Source organism: Streptomyces sp. NPDC058665, assembly GCF_042714995.1.
In the GTDB taxonomy this organism is placed as follows: domain Bacteria; phylum Actinomycetota; class Actinomycetes; order Streptomycetales; family Streptomycetaceae; genus Streptomyces.
The window spans coordinates 18,919-40,073 of record NZ_JBHXRX010000031.1; the positions used below are offsets into that span (position 1 = coordinate 18,919).

The 21,155-nt window shown below is 72.2% G+C and carries 14 protein-coding genes and 2 pseudogenes; 7 read left to right on the plus strand and 9 right to left on the minus strand.

Features of this window, described 5'->3' with window-relative positions; translation table 11 throughout:
• Positions 1-73: 73 nt before the first annotated feature.
• Together ACFWV8_RS21215 and ACFWV8_RS21220 are read right to left on the minus strand one after the other, a co-directional pair.
• A complete protein-coding gene (locus ACFWV8_RS21215) occupies positions 74-868 on the minus strand; it encodes a SigB/SigF/SigG family RNA polymerase sigma factor (RefSeq protein ID WP_384204420.1) in 795 nt (264 codons plus the stop codon).
• Positions 869-1,027: 159 nt separating this feature from the next.
• Positions 1,028-2,437 (minus strand): NADP-dependent succinic semialdehyde dehydrogenase, encoded by a 1,410-nt coding sequence (locus ACFWV8_RS21220; RefSeq protein WP_384204244.1) that lies wholly within the window; start codon positions 2,435-2,437, stop codon positions 1,028-1,030.
• A 177-nt stretch (positions 2,438-2,614) separates the two neighbouring features.
• Here ACFWV8_RS21220 and ACFWV8_RS21225 point away from each other — a divergent pair, with 177 nt between their 5' ends.
• The 3 genes from ACFWV8_RS21225 to ACFWV8_RS21235 all read left to right on the plus strand — a co-directional run bounded on the left by ACFWV8_RS21225 (position 2,615) and on the right by ACFWV8_RS21235 (position 4,712).
• Positions 2,615-3,214: a class I SAM-dependent methyltransferase gene (locus tag ACFWV8_RS21225; protein ID WP_384204247.1), complete on the plus strand. Its 600-nt coding sequence runs from the start codon at positions 2,615-2,617 to the stop codon at positions 3,212-3,214.
• Between the two features lie 127 nt (positions 3,215-3,341).
• The gene (locus ACFWV8_RS21230) at positions 3,342-3,647 is read left to right on the plus strand and encodes a hypothetical protein (RefSeq protein ID WP_384204250.1); all 306 of its coding nucleotides are present in this window, start codon (positions 3,342-3,344) and stop codon (positions 3,645-3,647) included.
• A gap of 111 nt (positions 3,648-3,758) precedes the next feature.
• Positions 3,759-4,712 carry a hypothetical protein gene (locus tag ACFWV8_RS21235; RefSeq protein WP_384204253.1) on the plus strand — a complete coding sequence of 318 codons (954 nt, stop codon included), beginning with the start codon at positions 3,759-3,761 and terminating at the stop codon, positions 4,710-4,712.
• A gap of 93 nt (positions 4,713-4,805) precedes the next feature.
• On the opposite strand, the gene ACFWV8_RS21240 is transcribed toward ACFWV8_RS21235, so the two are convergent.
• A complete protein-coding gene (locus ACFWV8_RS21240) occupies positions 4,806-4,988 on the minus strand; it encodes a hypothetical protein (protein ID WP_189107215.1) in 183 nt (60 codons plus the stop codon).
• A gap of 125 nt (positions 4,989-5,113) precedes the next feature.
• Positions 5,114-6,193, minus strand: a complete 1,080-nt coding sequence (locus ACFWV8_RS21245; RefSeq protein WP_384204256.1) for a fatty acid desaturase family protein — start codon at positions 6,191-6,193, stop codon at positions 5,114-5,116.
• A 212-nt stretch (positions 6,194-6,405) separates the two neighbouring features.
• On the opposite strand from ACFWV8_RS21245, the gene ACFWV8_RS21250 reads away from it, so the two are divergent.
• The 3 genes from ACFWV8_RS21250 (at position 6,406) to ACFWV8_RS21260 (ending at position 12,388) form a co-directional block, all read left to right on the plus strand.
• The gene (locus ACFWV8_RS21250) at positions 6,406-9,462 is read left to right on the plus strand and encodes a DEAD/DEAH box helicase (RefSeq protein ID WP_384204258.1); all 3,057 of its coding nucleotides are present in this window, start codon (positions 6,406-6,408) and stop codon (positions 9,460-9,462) included.
• On the plus strand, positions 9,459-10,799 hold the full coding sequence (locus ACFWV8_RS21255; RefSeq protein ID WP_384204260.1) for an SWF or SNF family helicase: 1,341 nt from the start codon (positions 9,459-9,461) through the stop codon (positions 10,797-10,799). The genes ACFWV8_RS21250 and ACFWV8_RS21255 overlap by 4 nt, the downstream gene beginning before the upstream one ends.
• Positions 10,800-10,918: 119 nt before the next feature.
• A complete protein-coding gene (locus ACFWV8_RS21260; protein WP_384204263.1) occupies positions 10,919-12,388 on the plus strand; it encodes an aldehyde dehydrogenase family protein in 1,470 nt (489 codons plus the stop codon).
• Between the two features lie 34 nt (positions 12,389-12,422).
• Here the strand turns inward: ACFWV8_RS21260 and ACFWV8_RS21265 are convergent, their stop codons facing one another.
• The 5 genes and pseudogenes from ACFWV8_RS21265 to ACFWV8_RS21285 form a co-directional block, all read right to left on the minus strand.
• Positions 12,423-13,571 (minus strand): ROK family transcriptional regulator, encoded by a 1,149-nt coding sequence (locus ACFWV8_RS21265; protein ID WP_329392134.1) that lies wholly within the window; start codon positions 13,569-13,571, stop codon positions 12,423-12,425.
• Between the two features lie 286 nt (positions 13,572-13,857).
• Positions 13,858-14,193: pseudogene (locus ACFWV8_RS21270) on the minus strand (glycosyl hydrolase-related protein); the annotation flags it as partial.
• Positions 14,132-14,500, minus strand: a pseudogene (locus ACFWV8_RS21275) (glycoside hydrolase family 38 C-terminal domain-containing protein); the annotation flags it as partial. The pseudogenes ACFWV8_RS21270 and ACFWV8_RS21275, both read right to left, overlap by 62 nt.
• Positions 14,394-16,463 carry a DUF2264 domain-containing protein gene (locus ACFWV8_RS21280; protein WP_384204266.1) on the minus strand — a complete coding sequence of 690 codons (2,070 nt, stop codon included), beginning with the start codon at positions 16,461-16,463 and terminating at the stop codon, positions 14,394-14,396. The gene ACFWV8_RS21280 and the pseudogene ACFWV8_RS21275, both read right to left, overlap by 107 nt.
• A gap of 120 nt (positions 16,464-16,583) precedes the next feature.
• Entirely contained in the window at positions 16,584-19,619 is a 3,036-nt protein-coding gene (locus tag ACFWV8_RS21285) for an alpha-mannosidase (protein ID WP_384204269.1), read from the minus strand.
• A 581-nt stretch (positions 19,620-20,200) separates the two neighbouring features.
• On the opposite strand from ACFWV8_RS21285, the gene ACFWV8_RS21290 reads away from it, so the two are divergent.
• The gene (locus ACFWV8_RS21290; protein WP_384204272.1) at positions 20,201-21,127 is read left to right on the plus strand and encodes an RNA polymerase sigma-70 factor; all 927 of its coding nucleotides are present in this window, start codon (positions 20,201-20,203) and stop codon (positions 21,125-21,127) included.
• Positions 21,128-21,155 lie beyond the last annotated feature (28 nt).

A 21,155-nucleotide genomic window follows, 5' to 3' on the forward strand; every position in this document is an offset into this window, starting at 1 on the left:
AGGCGCCGGACACCCCGTCCGGCGCTCCGAGGACCTGGGCGCGGCCCACGGGCCGCGACGGCCCGTCACCGGGCTACGCGGCGTCGCGCATCACGTCCCTGCGGATGCGGGCGCAGGAGTCGTTGATCAGCCTGGAGACATGCATCTGTGAGATGCCCAGGTCCTCGGCGATGCTGCTCTGCGTCATCCCACGGAAGAACCTCAGATAGAGGATCTTCTTCTCCCGGTCGGGAAGCCGGCGCAGGCGCGGCTTGACCGACTCGCGGTCGATCACCGTGTCCAGCGCCTCGTCCCACGCTCCGACTGCGTCTCCGAGCGTGGGGCCCTCCTCCGGGGAGGCCAGGCCCGCGTCGAGCGACAGCACCCTGAAGCAGTCCATCGCCTCGACACCCGTGACCACGTCGTCCTCGGTCATTCCCGAGTGCAGGGCGAGCTCCTCGACGGTCGGTGCCAGCACCCCGTGCCGCTGGGCCAGTTCGTCGCGGGCGTCGCGTACGCGGCTCCGAAACTCCTGCACCCGCCGGGGCACATGGACGGACCAGAGGCGGTCGCGGAAGTGCCGCTTGAGCTCTCCGGTGATCGTGGGCACGGCGAAGCTCTCGAACGCGGTGCCCCGGTGCGGGTCGTACCGCTCCACGGCCTTCACCAGTCCGATCGCAGCGACCTGCCGCAGATCCTCCAGCGCTTCGCCCCGGTGCCGGAACCGGCCGGCCAGCCGGTCGGCCATCGGGAGCCACGCGCACACGATCTCCCCGCGCGTCCGGTGCCTCTCGGGCCCGTCAGGCAGCAGGGCGGCCCGCTCGAACGCCTCGGAGGTGTCAGGGACGTCCTCGTGCCGCACCCGGTAGGCCATCACCCGAGGGGTCATGATGCTCTTCAGCTCCTCGCTCCACGCGGCCGTCGTCACCGGGGAGCGCACGGCCGGCAGCCGGGCGACGCCCGGAGCGGTACGCCGCTCCACGGACGTGCCTCCTGTCCGAAGCACGAAGTGCGTGTGCCCCTGAACACCACGGTCAAACAAGGGCCTTCAGCGGTCGCCGTCCGGTTCGGCACCGTGCCAGACCGTCGTGACGTTGCAGAATTCGCGGATCCCGTGCTCCGACAACTCCCGACCGTAGCCGGAGCGCTTGACGCCGCCGAAGGGAAGGGCGGGGTGGGAGGCGGTCATCCCGTTGAAGAAGACACCGCCGGCCTGGAGGTCGCGTACGAACCGCCCCGCTTCCTCGTCGTCGCGCGTCCACACGTTGGAACTCAGGCCGAACGGGGTGTCGTTGGCGACGCTCACCGCCTCGTCGAGATCCGCCACGCGGTACATCGTGGCCACCGGGCCGAAGGCCTCCTCGTGGTGGATGCGCATGTCGGCGGAGACATCCGTAAGGACGGTGGGTTCGTAGTACCAGCCACGGTTGAGCCGGTCCGGACGCTGTCCTCCGCAGCGGGCCATCGCGCCTCGGTTGACGGCGTCGTCCACCAGCTCCTCCAGGTCCGCGCGGCCCTGTTCGCTGGAGAGCGGGCCGACGTCGGTGGACTCGTCCATGGGGTCACCGACGGTCAGCCTCCGCATCCCGGCGACGAAGCGTTCACCGAAGGCGTCATAGACGTCCGCGTGCACGATGAAGCGCTTGGCCGCGATGCAGGACTGCCCGTTGTTCTGTACGCGGGCGGTCACCGCGACCCGCGCGGCCCGGTCGATGTCCGCCGACGGCATCACGATGTAGGGGTCGCTGCCGCCGAGTTCGAGTACGGTCCGCTTCACCTCGTCGCCGGCGACGGCGGCGACCGAGCGCCCCGCCGGCTCGCTGCCGGTCAGGGTCGCCGCCGCCACCCGGCGGTCGCGCAGGATGCCCTCGACCGCGCCGGACCCCACGAGCAGCGTCTGGAAGCAGCCCTCGGGGAAACCCGCCCTCCTGAAGAGGTCGCCCAGATACAGCGCGGTCTGCGGGACGTTCGACGCGTGCTTCAGCAGCCCGGCGTTGCCCGCCATCAGGGCGGGGGCGGCGAACCGTACGACCTGCCAGAGCGGGAAGTTCCACGGCATGACCGCCAGTACGACGCCCAGCGGGCGGTAGCGCACGTACGCGCGTGCGGCGCCTGAGTCCCGTACGTCGGCGTCCGACGGATGCTCGTCGGCGAGCAGTTCCGCCGCGTGGCGCGCGTACCAGCGCATCGACTTGGCGCACTTCGCCGCCTCCGCGCGTGCGGCGACGATCGGCTTGCCCATCTCGGTGGTCATGGTGCGGGCGATCTCGTGCTGATCCTCCTCAAGGAGGTCGGCCGCACGGTTCATCATCGTGGCCCGGTGGTCGAAGTCCGTGAGGCGATACCGGTCGAAGGCGGCGGCCGCCGCGGCCAGCCGCCACTCGATCTCGTCGGACCCCATGGCGTCGAACGTCTTGAGGGTCTCGCCGGTGGCGGGATCGACCGTGGCGATGGGCATGGGACAGTCCTCCTCTGACTCGGTTTCTCCGACACTCGCGCGGTACGGGCGGGCCCGCAACGCGGGGACGACGGCCGTCCGGGTACCCGGGGTGCGCCCCCGTACGCCTCCCGACCGAGCGGCAGGGCCGGGGCCGTACCCGGCCCGGGGCCGTACGCGGCGGGGGATCATGTCCCCATGGCCCACGACCACACGCATGTACAGGAATTCTTCGGCGTCCGCGCGGCGGACTGGGACGCGCGCTTCCCCGACGACGGCCCTGCCTACGCCGCCGCCGCGGCCGGGATGGGCCTGCGTCCCGGTGACAGCGTCCTGGACGCCGGCTGCGGCACCGGGAGGGCGCTGAGGGCCCTGCGCGACGTCGTGGGGCCCCGGGGCACGGTGCTGGGTGCCGATCTCACCCCCGAGATGCTCGCGGCGGCCGTACGGAGCGGTCGCGACGCGCTCGGCGCCCTGCTGCTCACGGACGTGGCGCGCCTGCCCCTGCGCACGCACTCCATCGACGCGGTCTTCGCCGCGGGACTGATCGCTCATCTGCCGGAGCCGGCCACGAATCTGCGGGAGCTGGCGAGGGTCGTGCGCCCCGGTGGCCGTCTGGCGCTCTTCCACCCGATCGGACGCGCCGCGCTGGCCGCCCGGCAGGGGCGGCGGATCACCCCGGACGATCTGCGCGCCGAGGGCACACTGCGTCCCCTGCTCGCCGGGGCGGGCTGGCGCCTGGTCTCGTACGTGGACGAGGACTCCCGCTTCCTCGCGCTGGCCGTGCGCGAGGACTGAACCGGAGAAGACAGCCAGGACGGCCGGGTAGCTCGGACAGCCACGCCGGGTGCACCATCACGTGAACGGGTATCGAACCTTGGTGGGAGGCGGGGGCCCCGAGGGATGTGCGAAAGGTGGACGGACGATGTTCGACAAGCTGCGCCGGCTGCTCGTACCGAGCAGGACCGCCACACCGGTCACCGAGCCTGCCGCGTCCCCACGTGCCCGGACACGGCAGCACAACCTGTTCGAGGCCGCTGCCTCCTTCGTGGCGGCGACCGCCGACGACGACCAGGACCGGATGGACGAGGCGTCCGGCTGGGTCTCCCCAGAGGCGCTGTCCTTCGGCGTGAGCGAGCTGGCGTGCCGTGCGGTGACGGCGCTGGCGCGTGAGCGGGAAGAGTCGCCCGAGAAGGTGGCACGCACCCTCCTCGGGCTGCCCGCCGCATGAGGGAGGGGCCTGGGGGCGCGGGTGGCCTCCGACCTCTCGACGGCCGGGCGGCCGACTGGCTAAGGTGCGCCGACGACTGATCGGACACGACCGTTCGGATGGGTAGGTGCCGTGACAGGTACGGACGAATCCGCCGATGAGGACGCGCTGTATGTGCTGTCGGCCGTGCTGCTGACACCGGCGCAGTTCCCCAGCGTGCTCGGCGACGACTTCCCCGAGGCGTGCGCGGCTCTCGGGCTGGAGCCGTACGACCGCGGATACGGTCTGGTGCTCGGCCAGGACGGCGGCGGCGCGCGCTGGACCGTGGCCGTCGACGATGTGTCGCTGGTGGCTGTCGCCATCGCCGCGTGGGACTGCGGCATGGAGTACGACCTGTCCCCCGACGAACGCACGGTCGTCGCGGCGCTCCCCGGCTGGCCGTTGGCCCTCTCGGTCGCGGCGCCGGGCATCCCCGCGCCGCACGATCCCGATCCGGAGCCGGGAGTGGACGACGACGGGGCGAGACCGCCGCTCGCGCCGCCGGACACGACGAGCTGGGGGTCGGCGCAGCGCCGTCTCGGAGCCGACGAGATCGCGCTTCAGTGGGAAGCCTGGCGCGAACAGTTCGACTCCGAGGACGAGCAGCAGCGGGCGGACGCGCCTGCCGGTGACGCGGGCGGTGGCGATGGCACGGCCCGTGATGACGCGGATGCCGCCGATGACAGCGATGGGGACGGCGGCGCGGACGGGCCCCCCCACGAGAAGGCCGGGACGGAGGCCACGCGGGACGGCGCGGACCTCGACGGCACGGAAGCCCTCCACGACGGGGTGCGGCGCGTCCTGAAGGAGCTTCGCGGCTACCTGGAGTCATCGCCTCCGCGGGGCCGGGTCCGCTCGGGCTTCGCGCCCGCCGGCGCGCGCATGCTCCGGGCCGACGGCCCCGGCTGGTCCCTCGTCGCCAGGACCGACGACATCGCCTACATCCTGCTGGACGACGAACCGAACGAAGTGCTGCCGGTCGGACGCGGGCCCGAGCTGCCGAAGCTCCTGGAAGCGCTCGACGCGATCGCCGTTCGCCCGTCCTGACCTGCTCGGATCCTCACGGCGCCCCCGTACGGGCCCGGGACCGCAGGTGGGTCCCGTGTGCGTACGGGGGCTCTTCCGCCGGCCGGTGCGGGGTCAGCGGCCGATCTCCTTGCGCGTTATGCGCTTGAGCCGACGGCGCTGCGACGGGTCGAGCATCAGATAGGCCACAGCGGGCACGCCGAGCACCACCAGCAGCGACATCCAGAATCCGATGAATGGGATCAGGAGCAGACCGACGGCCACTCCCCCGACAGCGATCTTTGCCCTACTCGACATTTTCGACGCCTCCTTCGCGGCCGAAGCCGCTCACTGCAGATAGAACGCTCGCGAACCTCCGCCAGTTCCACTATGCGGTCTCCGCGTGTCCGATGCGCCGGTGAGCGGCGATCCGTACCGCTCGGTCAGGCGGCCTCGCGCAGCGGGGCGCCGACCTCGTGCAGGTGTCCGAGTGCCTGCCGGTACGAGTCGACCAGGCCCGTCTCCACGTAGGAGACGTCCATCTCGTCGCAGTACGCGCGGACCAGCGGCTGGGCGATCCGCAGGTGCGGGCGGGGCATGCTCGGGAAGAGATGGTGCTCGACCTGGTAGTTCAGACCGCCCAGGAACCAGTCGGTCATGAGCCCGCCGCGGATGTTGCGGGAGGTGAGGACCTGCCGGCGCAGATGGCCCCAGCTCGCGAACTCCTCCTCGGTCGGGATCTTCATGCCCTTGTGGTTCGGCGCGAACGCCATGCCCAGGTGGAGGCCGTAGATCATCTGGTGGATCAGGAGGAAGACGACGGCCTGGCCGACGCTGAGCGTCGTGAAGAGGAGCGCGAGGTAGGCGACGACGTGGATCACGAGCAGCGAGCCTTCGAGGATGCGCTCACGCGGGGTCTGGCGCTTGGTGGCGCGGGAGAAGACGGACCGGAATCCGTAGACCTTGAGGGCGATGCCCTCCAGGGTCGTCAGCGGGAAGAACATCACGGCCTGGTGGCGGGTGAGCCAGCGGCGGAATCCCTTGCGGTCCCCGGTCTGGTGCTGCGCGAAGACGAGGATGTCGGCGCCGACGTCCGGGTCCTTCTCCAGGTGGTTCGGGTTGGCGTGGTGCCGGTTGTGCTTGTCGTTCCACCAGTCCTGGCTCATTCCGAGCAGAAGATTGGCGTGGAAAAGCTGTACGGCGCGGTTCTTTCCGCGCGTCGCGAATATCTGCGCGTGGCCCGCGTCATGCGCGATGAACGACATCTGGGCCGAGACGAGCGCCAGCGCCGGGGCCAGGAGAAGTGCCCACCAGGACTCTCCGATCAGCACCACGCCGGTCACGATCGCCGCCAGTTCGATCAGGTTGACGGCGATGTCGCGGGCGTACCAGCCGGTCCGCCGTTCGAGGAGTCCCTTCTCCCTGACCGTCCGCAGAAGGGGCGCGAAGTCGCTGCCGCCTGTGCGGGCGGCCGCCGGGCCGGGGGTGGTGGTCTCCGCGACTTCTGCGGGGGCCTGGGGCATGTCGGTCTCCGGTCTGTAGGCCGACGATCGTGTAGATCGTTGAGGTGGAAAATGGCAGGCGTGTGAGGCCGTTCGAGTGGCGCGATCACAGCTTGATCGCGCCGACCGGGAGAAAGCTACGCGGAGTTGGGCCTCCAAAGCCATGCGGCCAACACCCCGAGGCGATGGGGGGCTATTCCCGACCTAGGGGGTGGTGCTGCCTACACCCCTATGTGGCCCATGATTCTTGTCACCGTGCGGGGCGGTCCGCGGGCGCCCGGGGCGAGGTACCCTCAGCCGCTGCACCTTCACTAGTCAAACTTGAGGAACGTGTCATCGCCGTATACAGGCCCCCTGCGGCTACGCCCTCCCAGATCGCCGAACTCGCCCGCTGCGACGCCCTGTTCCTGCCCGCCGACCCGGCCAGAGTCGGCCGGATCGCCTTCTGGCACCCGGACGGCGCCGCGCTCCCCGACCGGTCCGCCGAGGAACTGACCGTCGTCGGCGACGACGTGCGCCCGCGTACGGTTCCGGCGGTGTCGCTGCCCGTACGGGACGCGCTGCCCGTGCTGACTCGTGCCAGGGCCGTCGCGCACGCCTCGGCCGCGGTGGCCTTCTGGGGCGCCGCGTCGCTGCTGGCCCTGCAACTCGCCGCGCGTGGCAGGCTGTTGCCCGGCCTCTCCGCGGCGGGTCATGACGCCTGGCGGGCCGGGCCCGTCGTCGCCGAGGATCTGGAGCGCATCCGCGCGCTCGCCGCCTCGATGCCGCCCGGTGCCCACGCCGTACCGCTCGACGCGAGAGCGACGGGACCACTGCTGCTCCCCGAGCCCGAACGGATGCTGCGGCGGTTCCTCGACGCGGTCGCCGACTCGCTCGTACGGACGCCCGCCGCGCCGATGGCGTCCGGATCTCCCGCATTCGCCGCGCCCGAGCCCCACCGGCTGCCCGAACTGCGCGGCTGGGCCGCCGACGTGGCCGCCGGTCACGACGCGGGCGTACGGCTGTCGCTCCGGGTCGAGCTGCCCGGTCTGGCCGCCGTACCCGACGACGCCTCTACTGAGGGCGGCTCCCCCGACGGCGACGCTTCGGGATCGGCTGCGGCGTTCCGCGCCGTCCTACAGATGCACAGCGTCAGCGATCCGACGGTCGTCGCCGACGCGGGCGAGGTATGGGCCGGTACGGGGGCCGTTGGCGGCTCGGGCGAGGCCTTCGGCCCCCGGGCCCGGATGGACGCCCTGCTGGCCCTCAGGCGGGCCGCGCGCGCCTGGCCGCCGCTGACCCCGCTCCTGTCGGCCACGGTGCCCGACGCGATCGACCTCGCCGACGAGGAGGTGACCGAGCTGCTCGGAGAGGCCTCCCGCGCGCTGGCCGCCACCGGGGTCCAGGTGCACTGGCCGAAGGCGCTGGCGCGCAAGCTGACGGCGCGCGCCGTCATCGGTCCGCCCGGCGACACGCCGGACGGAGCCGCCGGTGCCGGGGACGACACGCGCGGGGGCGGAGCCTTCGACCAGGCCGGTTCGGGCCTGCCGTCCTTCCTGTCCGCCGACGCTCTGCTCGCCTTCAACTGGCGGTTCGCGCTGGGCGACCAGGAACTCACCCGCGCCGAGCTGGACCGGCTCGCCGAGGCGACACGCCCGGTCGTGCGGCTGCGCGACCAGTGGGTTCTCATCGACCCCGAGGAGGCCCGGCGCGCCCGGGAGAGCCAGGACCGCAAGCTCACCCCGGTCGACGCCCTCGGAGCCGTCCTCACCGGGTCGGCCGAGGTGGACGGACGGCGTGTCGAGGTGCAGGCCTCGGGCTGGCTCGCGGCGCTGCGCGACCGGCTCGCCGACCCGGAGGGAACGGACCAGGAGATCGGCCAGCCGGCGGCCCTCGCGGCGACGCTGCGCGACTACCAGCTGCGCGGCCTCAACTGGCTGCACCGGATGACGTCGCTCGGTCTGGGGGGCTGTCTCGCCGACGACATGGGCCTCGGCAAGACCATCACGGTCATCGCGCTCCATCTGCACCGCCAGAGCGACGAGTCGGCGGCGGGCCCCACCCTCGTGATCTGCCCGACGTCGCTGATGGGCAACTGGCAGCGCGAGATCGAGCGGTTCGCACCCGGCACACCGGTGCGCCGCTTCCACGGCGCGTCGCGCGGCCTGGACGCCCTCGCGGACGGCGAGTTCGTCCTCACGACGTACGGCACGATGCGCCTGGACGCGCGGAGACTCGCGGGCGTCGAGTGGGGCATGGTCGTCGCCGACGAGGCGCAGCACGTGAAGAATCCGTACTCCGCGACGGCCGGCCAGTTGCGCACGATCGGCGCCAAGGCGCGGGTCGCCCTGTCCGGCACCCCCGTGGAGAACAACCTCTCCGAACTGTGGGCGATCCTCGACTGGACGACACCCGGTCTCCTCGGCCGGCTCGCCACCTTCCGTACGCGCTACGCGCAGGCGGTCGAAGGAGGCGACCCGGGGGCGGCGGAGCGGCTGTCCGCGCTGGTACGGCCGTTCCTGCTGCGCCGCCGCAAGTCGGACCCGGGCATCGCGCCGGAGCTGCCGCCGAAGACAGAGACCGACCGCGCGGTGTCCCTCACCACCGAGCAGGCGGGGCTCTACGAGGCCGTCGTACGCGAAACCCTCGCGGCGATCCAGGCCGCCGACGGCATGGAACGCCGTGGCCTCGTCATGAAGCTGCTGACGTCGCTCAAGCAGATCTGCAACCACCCCGCGCAGTTCCTCAAGGAGGGCGAATCGCCGCGCGTCGCGGGGCGTTCGGGGAAGGTCGAGCTGCTCGACGAACTGCTCGACACGATCCTCGCGGAGGAGGCGAGCGTGCTCGTCTTCACGCAGTACGTACAGATGGCGCGGCTCCTCGAACAGCATCTGGCCGCGCGCGGCGTCCCGGCGCAGTTCCTGCACGGCGGCACACCGGTGCAGCAGCGCGAGGCCATGGTGCGGCGGTTCCAGGAGGGTGAAGTGCCGGTGTTCCTGCTGTCGTTGAAGGCGGCGGGCACGGGGCTCAATCTGACCCGCGCCGAGCATGTCGTGCACTTCGACCGCTGGTGGAACCCGGCCGTCGAGGCGCAGGCGACGGACCGCGCGTACCGCATCGGCCAGAGCCGGCCGGTGCAGGTGCACCGCATGATCGCCGAGGGCACGATCGAGGACCGGATCGCCGACATGCTGGCGCGCAAGCAGCAGCTGGCGGACTCCGTCCTCGGCGCCGGCGGCGAGGCGGCACTGACCGAACTGACCGACGACGAGCTGGCCGACCTGGTCGAGCTGCGAGGGAGTGCGCGATGACCGGAGCCGGCAGTGGTGGCGGCGGTCGCGGTACGGACGGCGGGAGCGAGCGCACCTTCGCCGCCCTGCCGCCCGCGCGGGGCCGCGCCTTCGCGGAGACCTGGTGGGGGCGGGCGTGGCTGAAGGCGCTGGAGGACTCGGCGCTGGACTCGCTCCAGCTCAAGAAGGGCCGCAAGCAGGCCCGTGACGGGGCGGTCGGGGCGGTTTCCGTACGACCCGGGCGGATCACGGCCGTCGTACGGGACAGGGACGGCACGGCGCAGCGCAGCGATGTGCTGTTGCAGCAGCTCAGTACGGAGGAGTGGGACCAGTTCCTCGACATGGCGGTCGAGCGAGCGGGCCACATCGCCGCGCTGCTGGACCGTGACATGCCGCCGCATCTTGTGGAGGACGCGGCGGGAGCCGGGGTCGAACTGCTGCCCGGCATCGGCGACCTGGAGCCGGAGTGCGCCTGCGACGCGTGGGATCTCTGCCCGCACACGGCGGCGCTGTGCTACCAGGTGGCGCGCCTGTTGGACGAGGATCCCTTCGTCCTCCTACTGATGCGCGGCCGGGGCGAGCGCCAACTGCTCGACGAGTTGCAGGTACGTTCGGCGCGGGCCGCGCGGACCCGGCGGAATCCGGCCGAGGGCGCGGACACGGGCACCGTTGAGGAGCCGGAGGGCGTACGCGCGGACGAGGCGTTCGCGGCGCGGGACATCCTCCCTCCGCTGCCGCCTCCCCCGCCGGTCCCGGAGGAGCCCGGCCTGCCGCCGTCCCTCGACACGGAGGCGGAGCCACCACCGGGGATCGACGCGGACGCCCTGGAGTTCCTGGCGGCGGACGCGGCGTCGCGCGCGCTGCGGCTGCTGATCGATGCGCTGTCCTCGGGGCACGAACGGCAGCCGCTCGAAATGGAGTTGACGCCCGGTCAGGACGCGGTCCGGCTGGCGGCCTCGTCCGCCGATCCGCTGACAGCGATGCGGCTCGCCGGGGGCACGGGCCGACAGCGCGCGGAGCTGGAGCTGGCGGTGGAGGCCTGGCGCCACGGGGGTGCGGCGGCTCTCGCCGTACTGGAGGACGAGTGGCAGCCGGAACCCGAGGCGCTGGCGCGCGCGAAGGCCGATCTGGCGGGGGCCTGGGAGGGCGGCGAAGGCCCGCGACTGCGGGCGGGGGCGGCGGGCCGCTGGACGGTGGTGGGAGCGGACACCCAGCTCCGCTACGGCCGCGACGGCCGCTGGTGGCCGTACCGCAAGGTCCGCTCCCGCTGGTCCCCCGCCGGCCCACCGGCCCCGGACCCGGCGTCGGCCCTGGCGGGCCTCGGCCCGGAGCCCGGACCCCAGCCAGGTCGCCCCTGAGCGCCGGCCCCGCAGCGCCTTCCAGAAGGCGGGCGCCGCCTCGGCTCCTTACTGTCTGTTGAGAGAGCACCACAGTCGACCCTCGCGGTGCCCACTCAACCGATCCCGAGGAGTCCGCCATGCCGGAGCTGTTCATCGGTGGCAAGTGGACCACCGCCGTCGGCGGTCAGGTCCGCGAGATCCGCTGCCCGGCGGACGGCACGCTCGTCGCCACCGTGGACGAGGCAGGCCCCAGGGACGCGGCCGCCGCGGTCGAAGCCGCCCGTGACGCCTTCGACCGCGGCCCCTGGCCCGCCACGCCGACCGCCGATCGGGGCAGGCTGCTGCTGCGCGTCGCCGAGCTGCTGGAGCGGGACAAGGCCGCCCTCGCGCAGGCCGAGTCCCTGGACACCGGGAAGCGGCTCGTCGAGAGCGAGTACGACATGGACGACGTCGCGAACTGCTTCCGCTACTTCGGCAGTCTGACGGCCGCCGGCGGCACCGGACGGATCGTCGACACCGGCGCCCCCGGCGTCGACAGCCGCGTCGTGCACGAACCGGTCGGCGTCTGCGCGCTGATCACCCCGTGGAACTACCCGCTGCTACAGGCCTCCTGGAAAGTGGCTCCGGCGCTCGGCGCGGGCAACACGTTCGTTCTCAAGCCGAGTGAGCTGACCCCCCACACGGCGATCATGCTGATGCGGCTGCTGACGGAGGCCGGGCTGCCCGACGGCGTGGCGAATCTCGTTCTCGGCGCCGGTGCCACCGCCGGCGCGCCACTCACCGAGGACCCGCGTGTCGACATGGTGTCGTTCACCGGCGGACTGGCCACGGGCCGCCGCGTCATGGCTGCAGCGGCGCCGACGGTGAAGAAGGTCGCCCTGGAACTCGGCGGCAAGAATCCCAACATCGTCTTCGCGGACGCGGACTTCGACAGCGCCGTCGACTACGCGCTGACGGCGGTGTTCCTGCACTCCGGGCAGGTCTGCTCGGCCGGCGCGCGGCTGCTGGTCCAGGACGACTCGCACGACAGGTTCGTGGACGAGCTGGTGCGGCGGGCGAAAAGGATCCCGATGGGCGGCCCGTTCGACGAACACGCCCGCACCGGACCGCTGATCTCCGCGGCGCACCGCGACAAGGTCGAGGCGTATGTGGCCGCCGGGCTCGCCGAAGGCGCCGTACTGCGCTGCGGCGGAAAGCGGCCCGGCGACCCGGAGCTGCGCAACGGGTTCTTCTACCCGCCGACCGTGCTGGACGACTGCGCTCCGGGGATGTCGGTGGTGCGTGACGAGTCGTTCGGTCCCGTTCTCACCGTCGAGCGGTTCAGGGACGAGGACGAGGCGGTCGCGCTCGCCAACGACACCGTCTACGGCCTGACCGGGGCGGTCTGGTCGCAGGACGTGGGGCGCGGGCAGCGCGTGGCGTCGCGCCTGCGGGCCGGCACCGTATGGATCAACGACTTCCATCCGTACGTGCCGCAGGCCGAATGGGGCGGGAGGAAGCAGTCGGGCTCCGGGCGCGAACTGGGTCCGGCCGGGCTGGCCGAGTACCAGGAGGCGAAGCACGTCTGGCGCAATCTCTCGCCGCGTCCTCAGGGATGGTTCGACTGAGCACGCCCGGCACACCAACCGGTCCGGCCCCGGTTCACCCCAGCAGCAAGGACCTCGGCTGGGCCGAGAGTGCCTGGTCCAGGACCAGGGACGCCGCTCCCACCGCCGCCACGTTCTCGCCCAGCGTGGTTGAGACGACCGTCGTCGGGTGGGTCGCCCTGACGAACGGGGACCGGGCGACCATCGGCTCGATCGTCGCGAGGAGGCGGTGGGCGAGCAGGAGCCAGGTCGGGCCGCCGAAGACGATGGTGTCGACGTCCAGGAGCGTCCCCGCCGCGCAGACTCCGCGGCCGATGCGGATGGCGAGGCGCTCGATGATGCCGTCCGCCTGGGTGTCCCCATCGGCGGCGAGCGCCGCCAGCCGCTCAAGACCGCGCTGGGCATCGGCCGGATCCAGCACCGTGTACTCGCCGCCGAGAACGCCCAGCGCGATGGCCTCGTCGACGAGCGTCCGCGTGGAGCAGGCCGCGCCGAGTCCGCCGACCTCGCCCGCGTTCCCGGAGACGCCGCGCAGCACGGTGTCCTCGACCACCAGCCCCATCCCGGAGCCGGTGCCGAGGTAGAAGAAGAGCAGGTTGCGGCTTTCGGTGGCGGCCCCCGCCCAGCGCTCGGCGACGACGGCGGCCGTGACGTCCTTGTCGAGGAGCGCCGGAAGTCCGGTCGCCTCGCTGAGGCGGTCGCGCAGCGGGTAGCGCCCCCAGGCGGGCAGCTCAGGCGGGTCGACCACCCAGCCGGCGGACGCGTCTATCGGCCCCGGCGCGGCGATGCCCAGGCCCAGTACCCGCTCCTCGTCGATCCCCGACTCGGCCACCAGCGAGCGCACGGAGGCGGCCATGTCCGCGACGGTCCCGTCGGTGTCGCCGCCGCTCGGCGTGCGCTGGCTGCGATGGCCCACGACGGTGCCGAGCAGGTCCACCAGCACGCAGGTGATCACGGCGGGGTCGAGATGGATTCCCACGGCGTAGCGAGAGGTCGGGACGATTTCGAGGAGGGTGCGGGGTTTGCCGCTGCCGGTGTTCTGCTTCCCCGATTCACGGGCCACGCCCTGGTCGAGCAGCCGACGGGTGATGTTCGAGACCGTCTGCGCGGACAGGCCGGTGGCCTGCGCGAGTTCGACCCGGCTCAGGCCCGCCGGATGCCGGCGAATGGCGTCCATGATCACGGACTCGTTGAAGTCCCCCATGCGCGGCAGGTTGGTGCCGCGCCGGATCGTGTGCTTCTCGGGTCTCACCGTGTGGGTGCTCAACGTTCCTCTTCCAGTCTCGGGGCCGCGGCGGTGCCGCGCCGCCGCCGCTCCGAGGGCAACAGATCGATGGAAAATGGTACGACGCGGGCGGCGCGCCGGACGGACCGTGCTCAACCGCCCGACGGATCAGCTGTTCCGGCCGCTGCGACGGCAGGGCGAGACGCAGGGTGCGGATCTGGAAGGGCCGGAACCTGAGGTCCACGGACCCTTCACCGGAGACAGCTGCCGGCTGGTCCGGCCGCTCCGACAGGTCGCAGTCGTGGACGGTGGCGAGGGGGAACCCCGCGGACAGGCGAGCCGAGACCGCTCCGCCGCACGCTTCGTACAGTCGGACGACGGCATCGCCGCTGCGGTCGTCCGCGAGCTTCACCGACTCCACGACCACATCCGTGGTGTCGACCTCGATGAGGGCCTGGGCCCGCGCACGGGCGGGTCGCAGTGGAGTCGTTGAGCAGGGCGGCACCCCAGTGCCGCTCGCCGACGTGCACCCAGTGGTGCGCCCACAGTTCGAAGCGGGCCGCGTCCCAGCTCGTGTTCTCGTGCGTGGGGCGCTGCACATGGCCGAACTGGATCTCGGCACTCTCCCGTTCCGGAGTGTGAAGGGCTCGTAGGCGGCGCGCAGCGCGTCGGCCACGGGGACAGGTTCGCCGTCGGACCTGCCAGGCGCTCAGGGTGAGGGGGCGCGCGGCGCTGTAGAGCGCGGGGCGGATCACCCGGTCGAGGAGCTTCCGGATCCGGGTCTCGATGATCCGGCGGTCGTCATGCACGGTGCGGGTCCTTCCGAAGGCCGTACGCGGCGTGGTGCTCGCCGAGGCCGGGCTCGGAGCCGGAGTCGGAATCGAGGCCGGACTCGGAGGCGGAGTCACCGTCCGGAGCCGGGAGCCGGACGGTGTCCCGTACGCCGTCCGGCCAGGTCACATCGACGAGCAGGGTCGTGTCATCGGCGCGGGTGGTGACCAGGGGCAGGGCGGCCGGGTCCGCGCCGCCGAGATGGACGAGAGCGATATGGGCGGTGCCGTGGGCGACATGGCCTTCGGTCCGGACGACGGGGGTGGCGGACGCGGCCCCGATGGCATTGCTGTCGGTGCCCGCCACGACGGACGCGTGGGGCAGCCCGCGCGCGCCGACGACGACGGAGACCAGCCCGTCGGCGCCCTCGACCCGGGCGCTCCCGCCCTCCGCCACGACCGACGTGTCCGCGAAGCGCGGATCGACGGCGAGCGCCCAGCCGCCGATACGCAGCACATGCCCGGCCCCGGGATCGCCGTCGACCCGTACGGCCCGCACCTCGACCGACCCCCGCAACGCGGAGCCGACCGTGATCCAGGGGCCGAGCGTGCAGCGGGTGTCGGGGCTGCCGAACGGGTCCCAAGTCGCGTCCTCGGGCCAGTGCGCGCGGGAGCGCGAGACGGCGGTGGCACCGTCCACCGAGACCCTGGTCGCCGGCCGCCGGTGGGAGGCGCGCCCCTCCGCGTCGAGCAGGACGACCGCGTTGTCGAGCGGGTCTGCGCCGGCGCAGGCACCCGGCGGCCCCGCCGTGGGGTCACCGGGCGTCTCGGGTGCGGTGTGCGTCGAGTAGGCGAACCGGGCGTAGCAGGGGTCGTCCGCGTGCGGGCGGGCCGGATCGGTGTGGTCGCCGCCATGGTTGACGACGCGTACGACCCCGTCGGACGCGGTACCGGAGACAAGCCAGCCCGGCGCGGCCAGCGTACGGGTGAAGTCGCCCCGCTCGACGCCCAGTTGACGCTCCTCCTCGGTCCAGACCGGGTGCTGGGGCGGCAGCGCGAGGCCGATAAAGCCCTTGCTCGCCCAGTACGGCGACGCGGGCCCCGAGTAGACCTGAAGGATGCCGCGGTAGGGCCGGTGCCAGCCGAGGGTGAGCAGGCCGTCCACGTCGGTGGCGCCGTGGGCGGTGAAGTGGCCGAGCATGCGGTTCGCGAGCCCCCGGGTCTCCCCCGGCACCAGGGGCGTGGCGTCGAACAGGGCGCCCGTCCATACCGAGGCGAGTGCGGCGTGCCGGTAGGTGAGGGAGCGCCCCTGGACGAGCGGCGAGCCGTTGGCCCCGACCAGGAGCCGCTGGTCGGCCAGGAAACGGCGCAGCCGGTCCCGGTAGCGGTCGAGGAGCCCAACGGGCGCGGCGTCGCCGAGGACGCGGCAGAACCACAGCGGGTACAGGTGCATGGCCCAGCCGTTGTAGTGGTCGAAGTTGCGGTGCTCGCCGCCGCTGAGCCCGTCGGAGTACCAGCCGTCGCCCGCGTACCAGCCGTCGGTCAGCGCGATCACTCGGTCGAGGTCCTGTTGGCTCCACCGCCCCCCGGCCGTGCGGGCGAAGGCTTCAGTGACGCCCTGGAACCAGATCCAGTTGTTGCCGTGCATCGGCGCACCGACCATCGGCGCGAGCCAGTCGAGGACCCGGCTTCTGACCGTGTCGTCGAGGCGGTCCCAGATCCAGGGCCGCGTCTCGTGCAGCGCGAGCGCGATGGAGGCGGCTTCGACCTTGGCCTGGTCGCACTCGGCGAAGGTGGGCCAGCGCTCCGGGCTGTCGGGATCGGTGCCGGCTGCCAGCCCGGCCGCGTACCACCCGGCGAGATCGTGCGGATCGGCTCCGCCCGCTCCCGTCAGCCGGAAGCCGGCCAGGAGGAAGGTGCGGGCGAAGCCCTCCAGGCCGTCGCTGCGTACGCCGCTGCGGCTCGGGATGCCGGGCAGTTGGATCAGGGCGTGCCCGTCGGTTGCGTACGGCCGGACGGCGAGCAGCAGCCGGTCGGCGGTCCGCTCCCAGTGGGCGCGGTCCTCTGCGGGGGTGCGTGTCACGAGGTGCGGGTCTCCCATGCTGATGATGCGCGTCGCGTAGTCGGCCGCGCCCTGCCACTGGTTGCCGGTACCACCGTCCCAGCCGGGCGCCAGGCGCCATCAGGTAATCCTTCGTGGCAGCGACGTACATCCGGCAGGTCAGGCGCGTGGCAGCCGCAGAGTCACCAGCTGGAACGGGCGCAGGGCCAGTACGACACCGCCGTCGACCGCCGTCGGCGGTTCGGTGTCCGGGAGCGGGCGTTCGAGGAGATCCGTGAGGACGGCCCGGTCGGTGGCGCAGGAGTCGATACGGACGGTGGCGCGGGCCCGGCCGCCGTGCGCCTCGTAGAGCCGTACCACCAGGTCGCCACTGCGGTCGTCGGCCAGCTTCACCGCGCTGACCACGGCGGCGTCGTTGTCGACGCTCACCAGTGGCGCGACCTCCGCGGCGGATCCGGTGACCCGGCGCTCGGGCAGCTGGGCGCGGTGGCCCTCGCGGACGGCGTCGCCGATGGTGGCGCCCGGCACGAGGGCGTGCCGGAACCGGTGCACACCCTGGTCGGTCTCGGGGTCCGGGTAGCGGGGCGCCCGCAGCAGCGACGCGCGCACAGTGGTCGTCGTGCCCGCGTCGGTGCCGGTCCGCACCGTGCGGGTCACGTCGTGGCCGTACGTCGCGTCGTTGACGATCGCGACGCCCCAGCCCGGTTCGTCGACGTGTACGAAACGGTGGTTGCAGGCCTCGAACTTGGCCCACTCCCAGCTCGTGTTCTGGTGGGTGGGCCGGTACACATGGCCGAACTGGGTCTCGGAGGCGTAGCGGTCGGCCTTCACATCCAGCGGGAAGGCCAGCTTGAGGAAGCGCTCGGTCTCGTGCCAGTCCACCTCGGTGTCGATGTCGAGCCGTTTGGCGTCCGCCGGTACGGACAGCAGCTGGATGACGCGCGACGCCCCGAAGGCCCGCTCGACGCGCACCGAGGCGCCGTCCACGCTCAGCGCGCGCACCTCGGTGAGGTCGCTGCCGACGTTCCGGTAGAAGGCGTCGACGTCCCACGCGTCCCACTGGTTGGGGAAGTCGGGATGGAGCTGGAGAAGATTGGCCGGCTGTCCCGCTGCTATCGCCTCCCGGTCCGCGACGCGGTCGTACGCGGAGACCACGAGGCCGCGGCCGTCGATCTCGACGTGCAGCAGGCCGTTGTCGAGGAGGTAGCCGCCTCCCTCGCGCGGGACGGGAGACACGGTGTCGGGGCCTTGCGCGGTCAGCGCCGACGCGCCTCCGGCCGGGACCGAACGGCGCCTGTGCGGGGTCGAGTTGAAGGCGAGTTCGCTGCCACCGGAGGCGTCACCGGCGAGCGCTCGCTGCGCGCCCGCGATGATGGCTTCCAGCTCCCCGGCGATACGCGCGTACGTCTCGCGCGCCTCGCGGTGCACCCAGGCGATGGAGGAGCCCGGCAGGATGTCGTGGAACTGGTGCAGCAGCACCGTCTTCCAGATCCGGTCCAACTCCTCGTAGGGGTACGGAAGCTGAGTGCGCGCCGCCGCTGTCGTGGCCCACAGCTCGGCCTCCGCGAGCAGCGATTCGCTTCGGCGGTTGCCGCGCTTGGTGCCCGCCTGGCTGGTGAGCGTGGCGCGGTGCAGTTCGAGGTAGAGCTCACCGACCCAGACGGGCGGCTCGGGGTATTCGGCCTCGGCCTTGGCGAAGAAGTCGGCGGGGGCCTCCCACTCGACCCGTGCCGCGCACTCCAGACTCCGCATCCGTGCCGCCTTGGCGACCATCTCGCGAGTGGTCCCGCCCCCGCCGTCCCCGTACCCGGTCGGCGCGAGCGAGCGGGTGGCGACCCCCTTCTCCTTGAAGTTCCTTGCCGCGTGGGCTATCTGACGACCCGTCATGTCGCAGTTGTACGAGTCGACGGGCGGGAAGTGCGTGAAGATACGGGTGCCGTCGATGCCCACCCAGGAGAACGTGTGGTGCGGGAAGGTGTCGGTCCTGCTCCATGAGATCTTCTGGGTGAGCAGCCGCGTGGCACCGGCCGCCTTGATGATCTGCGGCAGGCCCGCCGCGAAGCCGAAGGTGTCCGGCAGCCACGCCTCGTCGTTCTCGACGCCGAACTCCTCCATGAAGAAGCGCTTGCCGTGGACGAACTGACGGGCCATCGCCTCGGACCCCGGCATGTTGGTGTCGGACTCCACCCACATCCCGCCGGCCGGTACGAATCTGCCGTCCGCGACTGCCTTTTTGACCCGGGTGTACACCTGCGGCCGGTGCTCCTTGATCCAGGCGTACTGCTGGGCCTGCGACATGGTGAAGACGAAGCCGGGGTCCTCGTCGATGAGCGCCGTCATGTTCGCGGCGGTACGGGCCACCTTGCGGACCGTCTCGCGCAGCGGCCACAGCCAGGCGGAGTCGATGTGGGCATGCCCGACAGCGCTGATGCGGTGCGCCGCAGGGGCCGCGGGCGCGGCCAGCACTCCGGCGAGTTCGTCACGTGCGGCCCCGGCCGTGCCGTTCACGTCCTGGAGGTCGACGGCGTCCAGCGCGCGGCCGACCGCGCGCAGGATCTCCCAGCGGCGCGCCCCGTCGAGCGGGAGCTCCGCCATGAGCTCGCCGAGGACTTCCAGATCCATGACCAGGTTCCACACCGTCTCGTCGAAGACGGCCAGCCGCATCTCGCCGAGCACATACTGGAGCGCCTCGCCCGCGGTCGCCCGCTCGCCCATCGGCGTCGACCTGAAGGGCACCCCGCTCGCGCCGAGATCGGGGTTGGATGCGGCCTCGACGCGCCAGTGGACCTGCTCCCCGCCGGCCACCGGTGAGCCGACGCGGACGTACGCGTTACGCGGGTGGAGCCCCTTGACCGGGGTGCCGTCGGGCAGACGGACGAGGCCCTCGCACTGGAACCCCGGGGTCCGCGGGGTGAATCCGAGGTCGAGTACGGCCTCGACGGTACGGCCCGCCCACTCGGCGGGGACGGTACCGGTGACCTTGAACCAGCTGGTGCCCCACGGCAGGCCCCATGGAGTGCCGGGGGCGATCGGGGTGGTCGGTGCCGTCAGCCCATCGGCCACGGGGACGGGCTCGCCCGCGGTGGACCAGATCGCCACGGCCAGAGGTGTGGTGACGGGGTGGACGGCCGGCCGGATGCGTTCCTTGAGGACGCGTTCCAGACGTGCTTCGACCAGCTTCCGGTCGTCGTGCATGAAGGGGTCTCCTGTTGCTGCGAGCGGATGCGGGGCAGTCGGGGGGCACGGTCGGGCGGTGGGACCGGGGCGGGGCGGCGCTCGCGGGTGAACGTAAGAACCGGTGCGGAAGTTTGTCAATATGCTGGACAAACTCTGAAGAGGAACAGTGTGGCGGCTCCCGCTTCATCACAAGGCCGGAGAAGTGGCGATCGCCGAGAGAGGCTTTCCGGCCAGCTACGACGGACGCGCCCTGGTCACCCAGTGGCCAATTCCCCGCAGCTCCGTCGGGGCCCTGAAGCGTATTGACCAACCCAACTCGATGGATTTACCTGTGCCCGGGTCGGCCCACGACGGCGGCGGAGTCACCGGGCTCGTTGGCGAACGGGTTCCTACGGGGTTCCATAGCCGCGTCCTCACTGGTCGGGCCGGGTGCCGGGCGCCTCGTCCGTCGGGCGTGCGGCGACCACGAGATGCCGCCCGCCCGGTCCCTGTGACAGCCTGGCGATGTGACGTAGGCCACCGGTCCTGGGTGTCACAAGACGGTCGGGAGCGGCGTCTTGTGCGTGACACGGCCCAGAGCGAGCAGACGGGAGCCGACTATGGACAAGCGCAGCGACCGGACGACAGGCACAGCCGGGCATCTCACGCGTGAGGACAGCGTGGACCCCGCGACCGAGGCGTTCGTCACCCACCGCAATCTGCTGTTCACCGTCGCCTACGAGATGCTCGGCTCGGCCGCCGACGCCGAGGACGTCCTTCAGGAGACCTGGCTTCGCTGGGCGGACGTCGACTTCGACGCGGTCCGGGAGAAGCGCGCCCATCTGGTCCGGATCGCCACGCGCCAGGCGCTGAACCGGCTCCGCGCGCTGCGGCGGCGCAAGGAGTCGTACGTCGGGCCCTGGCTGCCGGAACCGCTGCTGACCACGCCCGACGTCGCCGATGACGTGGAGCTGGCCGACAGCGTGTCGATGGCGATGCTGCTGGTCCTGGAGACACTCGATCCGACCGAGCGGGCGGTGTTCGTGCTGCGCGACGTGTTCGCTCTCGACTACGACGACATCGCCGAAGCCGTCGACACGAGCCCGGTCGCCGTCCGCCAGATCGCCCACCGGGCGCGCGCCCACGTCGCGGCGCGCCGGCCACACGAGACCGTCGCCCCGGCCGAGACCCGCGGCGCGCTCGCGGCTTTCCAGCAGGCGGTCGAGGCGGGCGATCTGCGGCGTCTGCTGGACATGATCGCGCCGGACATCGTCCTGCTGACCGACGGCGGCGGGATCGTCCAGGCCGCGCTGGCGCCCGTGGTGGGCGCCGACCGGGTGGCCCATGTGCTGGGCAGGCTCGACGCGGGAATCGTGCTCCAGCCGGTACAGGTGAACGGCTATCCGGCGCTCATTCTGCGACTGGGCGAGCGGATCGACACCGTCCTGGCGGCGCACATCGACGAGGGCCTGATCACCGGGCTCTATGCCGTGCGCAACCCCGAGAAGCTGTCGCGCGTGGACCGCGAGACCGCCGTGAGCCGCTGAGCACCCAGGTGGACCCGGTGGCCGGGTG

Excerpts from the sequence above, each read along its gene's own strand:
- ACFWV8_RS21240 (WP_189107215.1), bottom strand. The coding sequence starts at position 4,988 with ATGTCGAGTAGGGCAAAGATCGCTGTCGGGGGAGTGGCCGTCGGTCTG.
- ACFWV8_RS21230 (WP_384204250.1), top strand. The coding sequence starts at position 3,342 with ATGTTCGACAAGCTGCGCCGGCTGCTCGTACCGAGCAGGACCGCCACA.
- ACFWV8_RS21215 (WP_384204420.1), bottom strand. The coding sequence starts at position 868 with ATGACCCCTCGGGTGATGGCCTACCGGGTGCGGCACGAGGACGTCCCT.
- ACFWV8_RS21255 (WP_384204260.1), top strand. The coding sequence starts at position 9,459 with ATGACCGGAGCCGGCAGTGGTGGCGGCGGTCGCGGTACGGACGGCGGG.
- ACFWV8_RS21290 (WP_384204272.1), top strand. The coding sequence starts at position 20,201 with ATGGACAAGCGCAGCGACCGGACGACAGGCACAGCCGGGCATCTCACG.
- ACFWV8_RS21220 (WP_384204244.1), bottom strand. The coding sequence starts at position 2,437 with ATGCCCATCGCCACGGTCGATCCCGCCACCGGCGAGACCCTCAAGACG.
- ACFWV8_RS21260 (WP_384204263.1), top strand. The coding sequence starts at position 10,919 with ATGCCGGAGCTGTTCATCGGTGGCAAGTGGACCACCGCCGTCGGCGGT.
- ACFWV8_RS21280 (WP_384204266.1), bottom strand. The coding sequence starts at position 16,463 with ATGGGAGACCCGCACCTCGTGACACGCACCCCCGCAGAGGACCGCGCC.
- ACFWV8_RS21225 (WP_384204247.1), top strand. The coding sequence starts at position 2,615 with ATGGCCCACGACCACACGCATGTACAGGAATTCTTCGGCGTCCGCGCG.
- ACFWV8_RS21265 (WP_329392134.1), bottom strand. The coding sequence starts at position 13,571 with ATGGGGGACTTCAACGAGTCCGTGATCATGGACGCCATTCGCCGGCAT.
- ACFWV8_RS21245 (WP_384204256.1), bottom strand. The coding sequence starts at position 6,193 with ATGCCCCAGGCCCCCGCAGAAGTCGCGGAGACCACCACCCCCGGCCCG.
- ACFWV8_RS21285 (WP_384204269.1), bottom strand. The coding sequence starts at position 19,619 with ATGCACGACGACCGGAAGCTGGTCGAAGCACGTCTGGAACGCGTCCTC.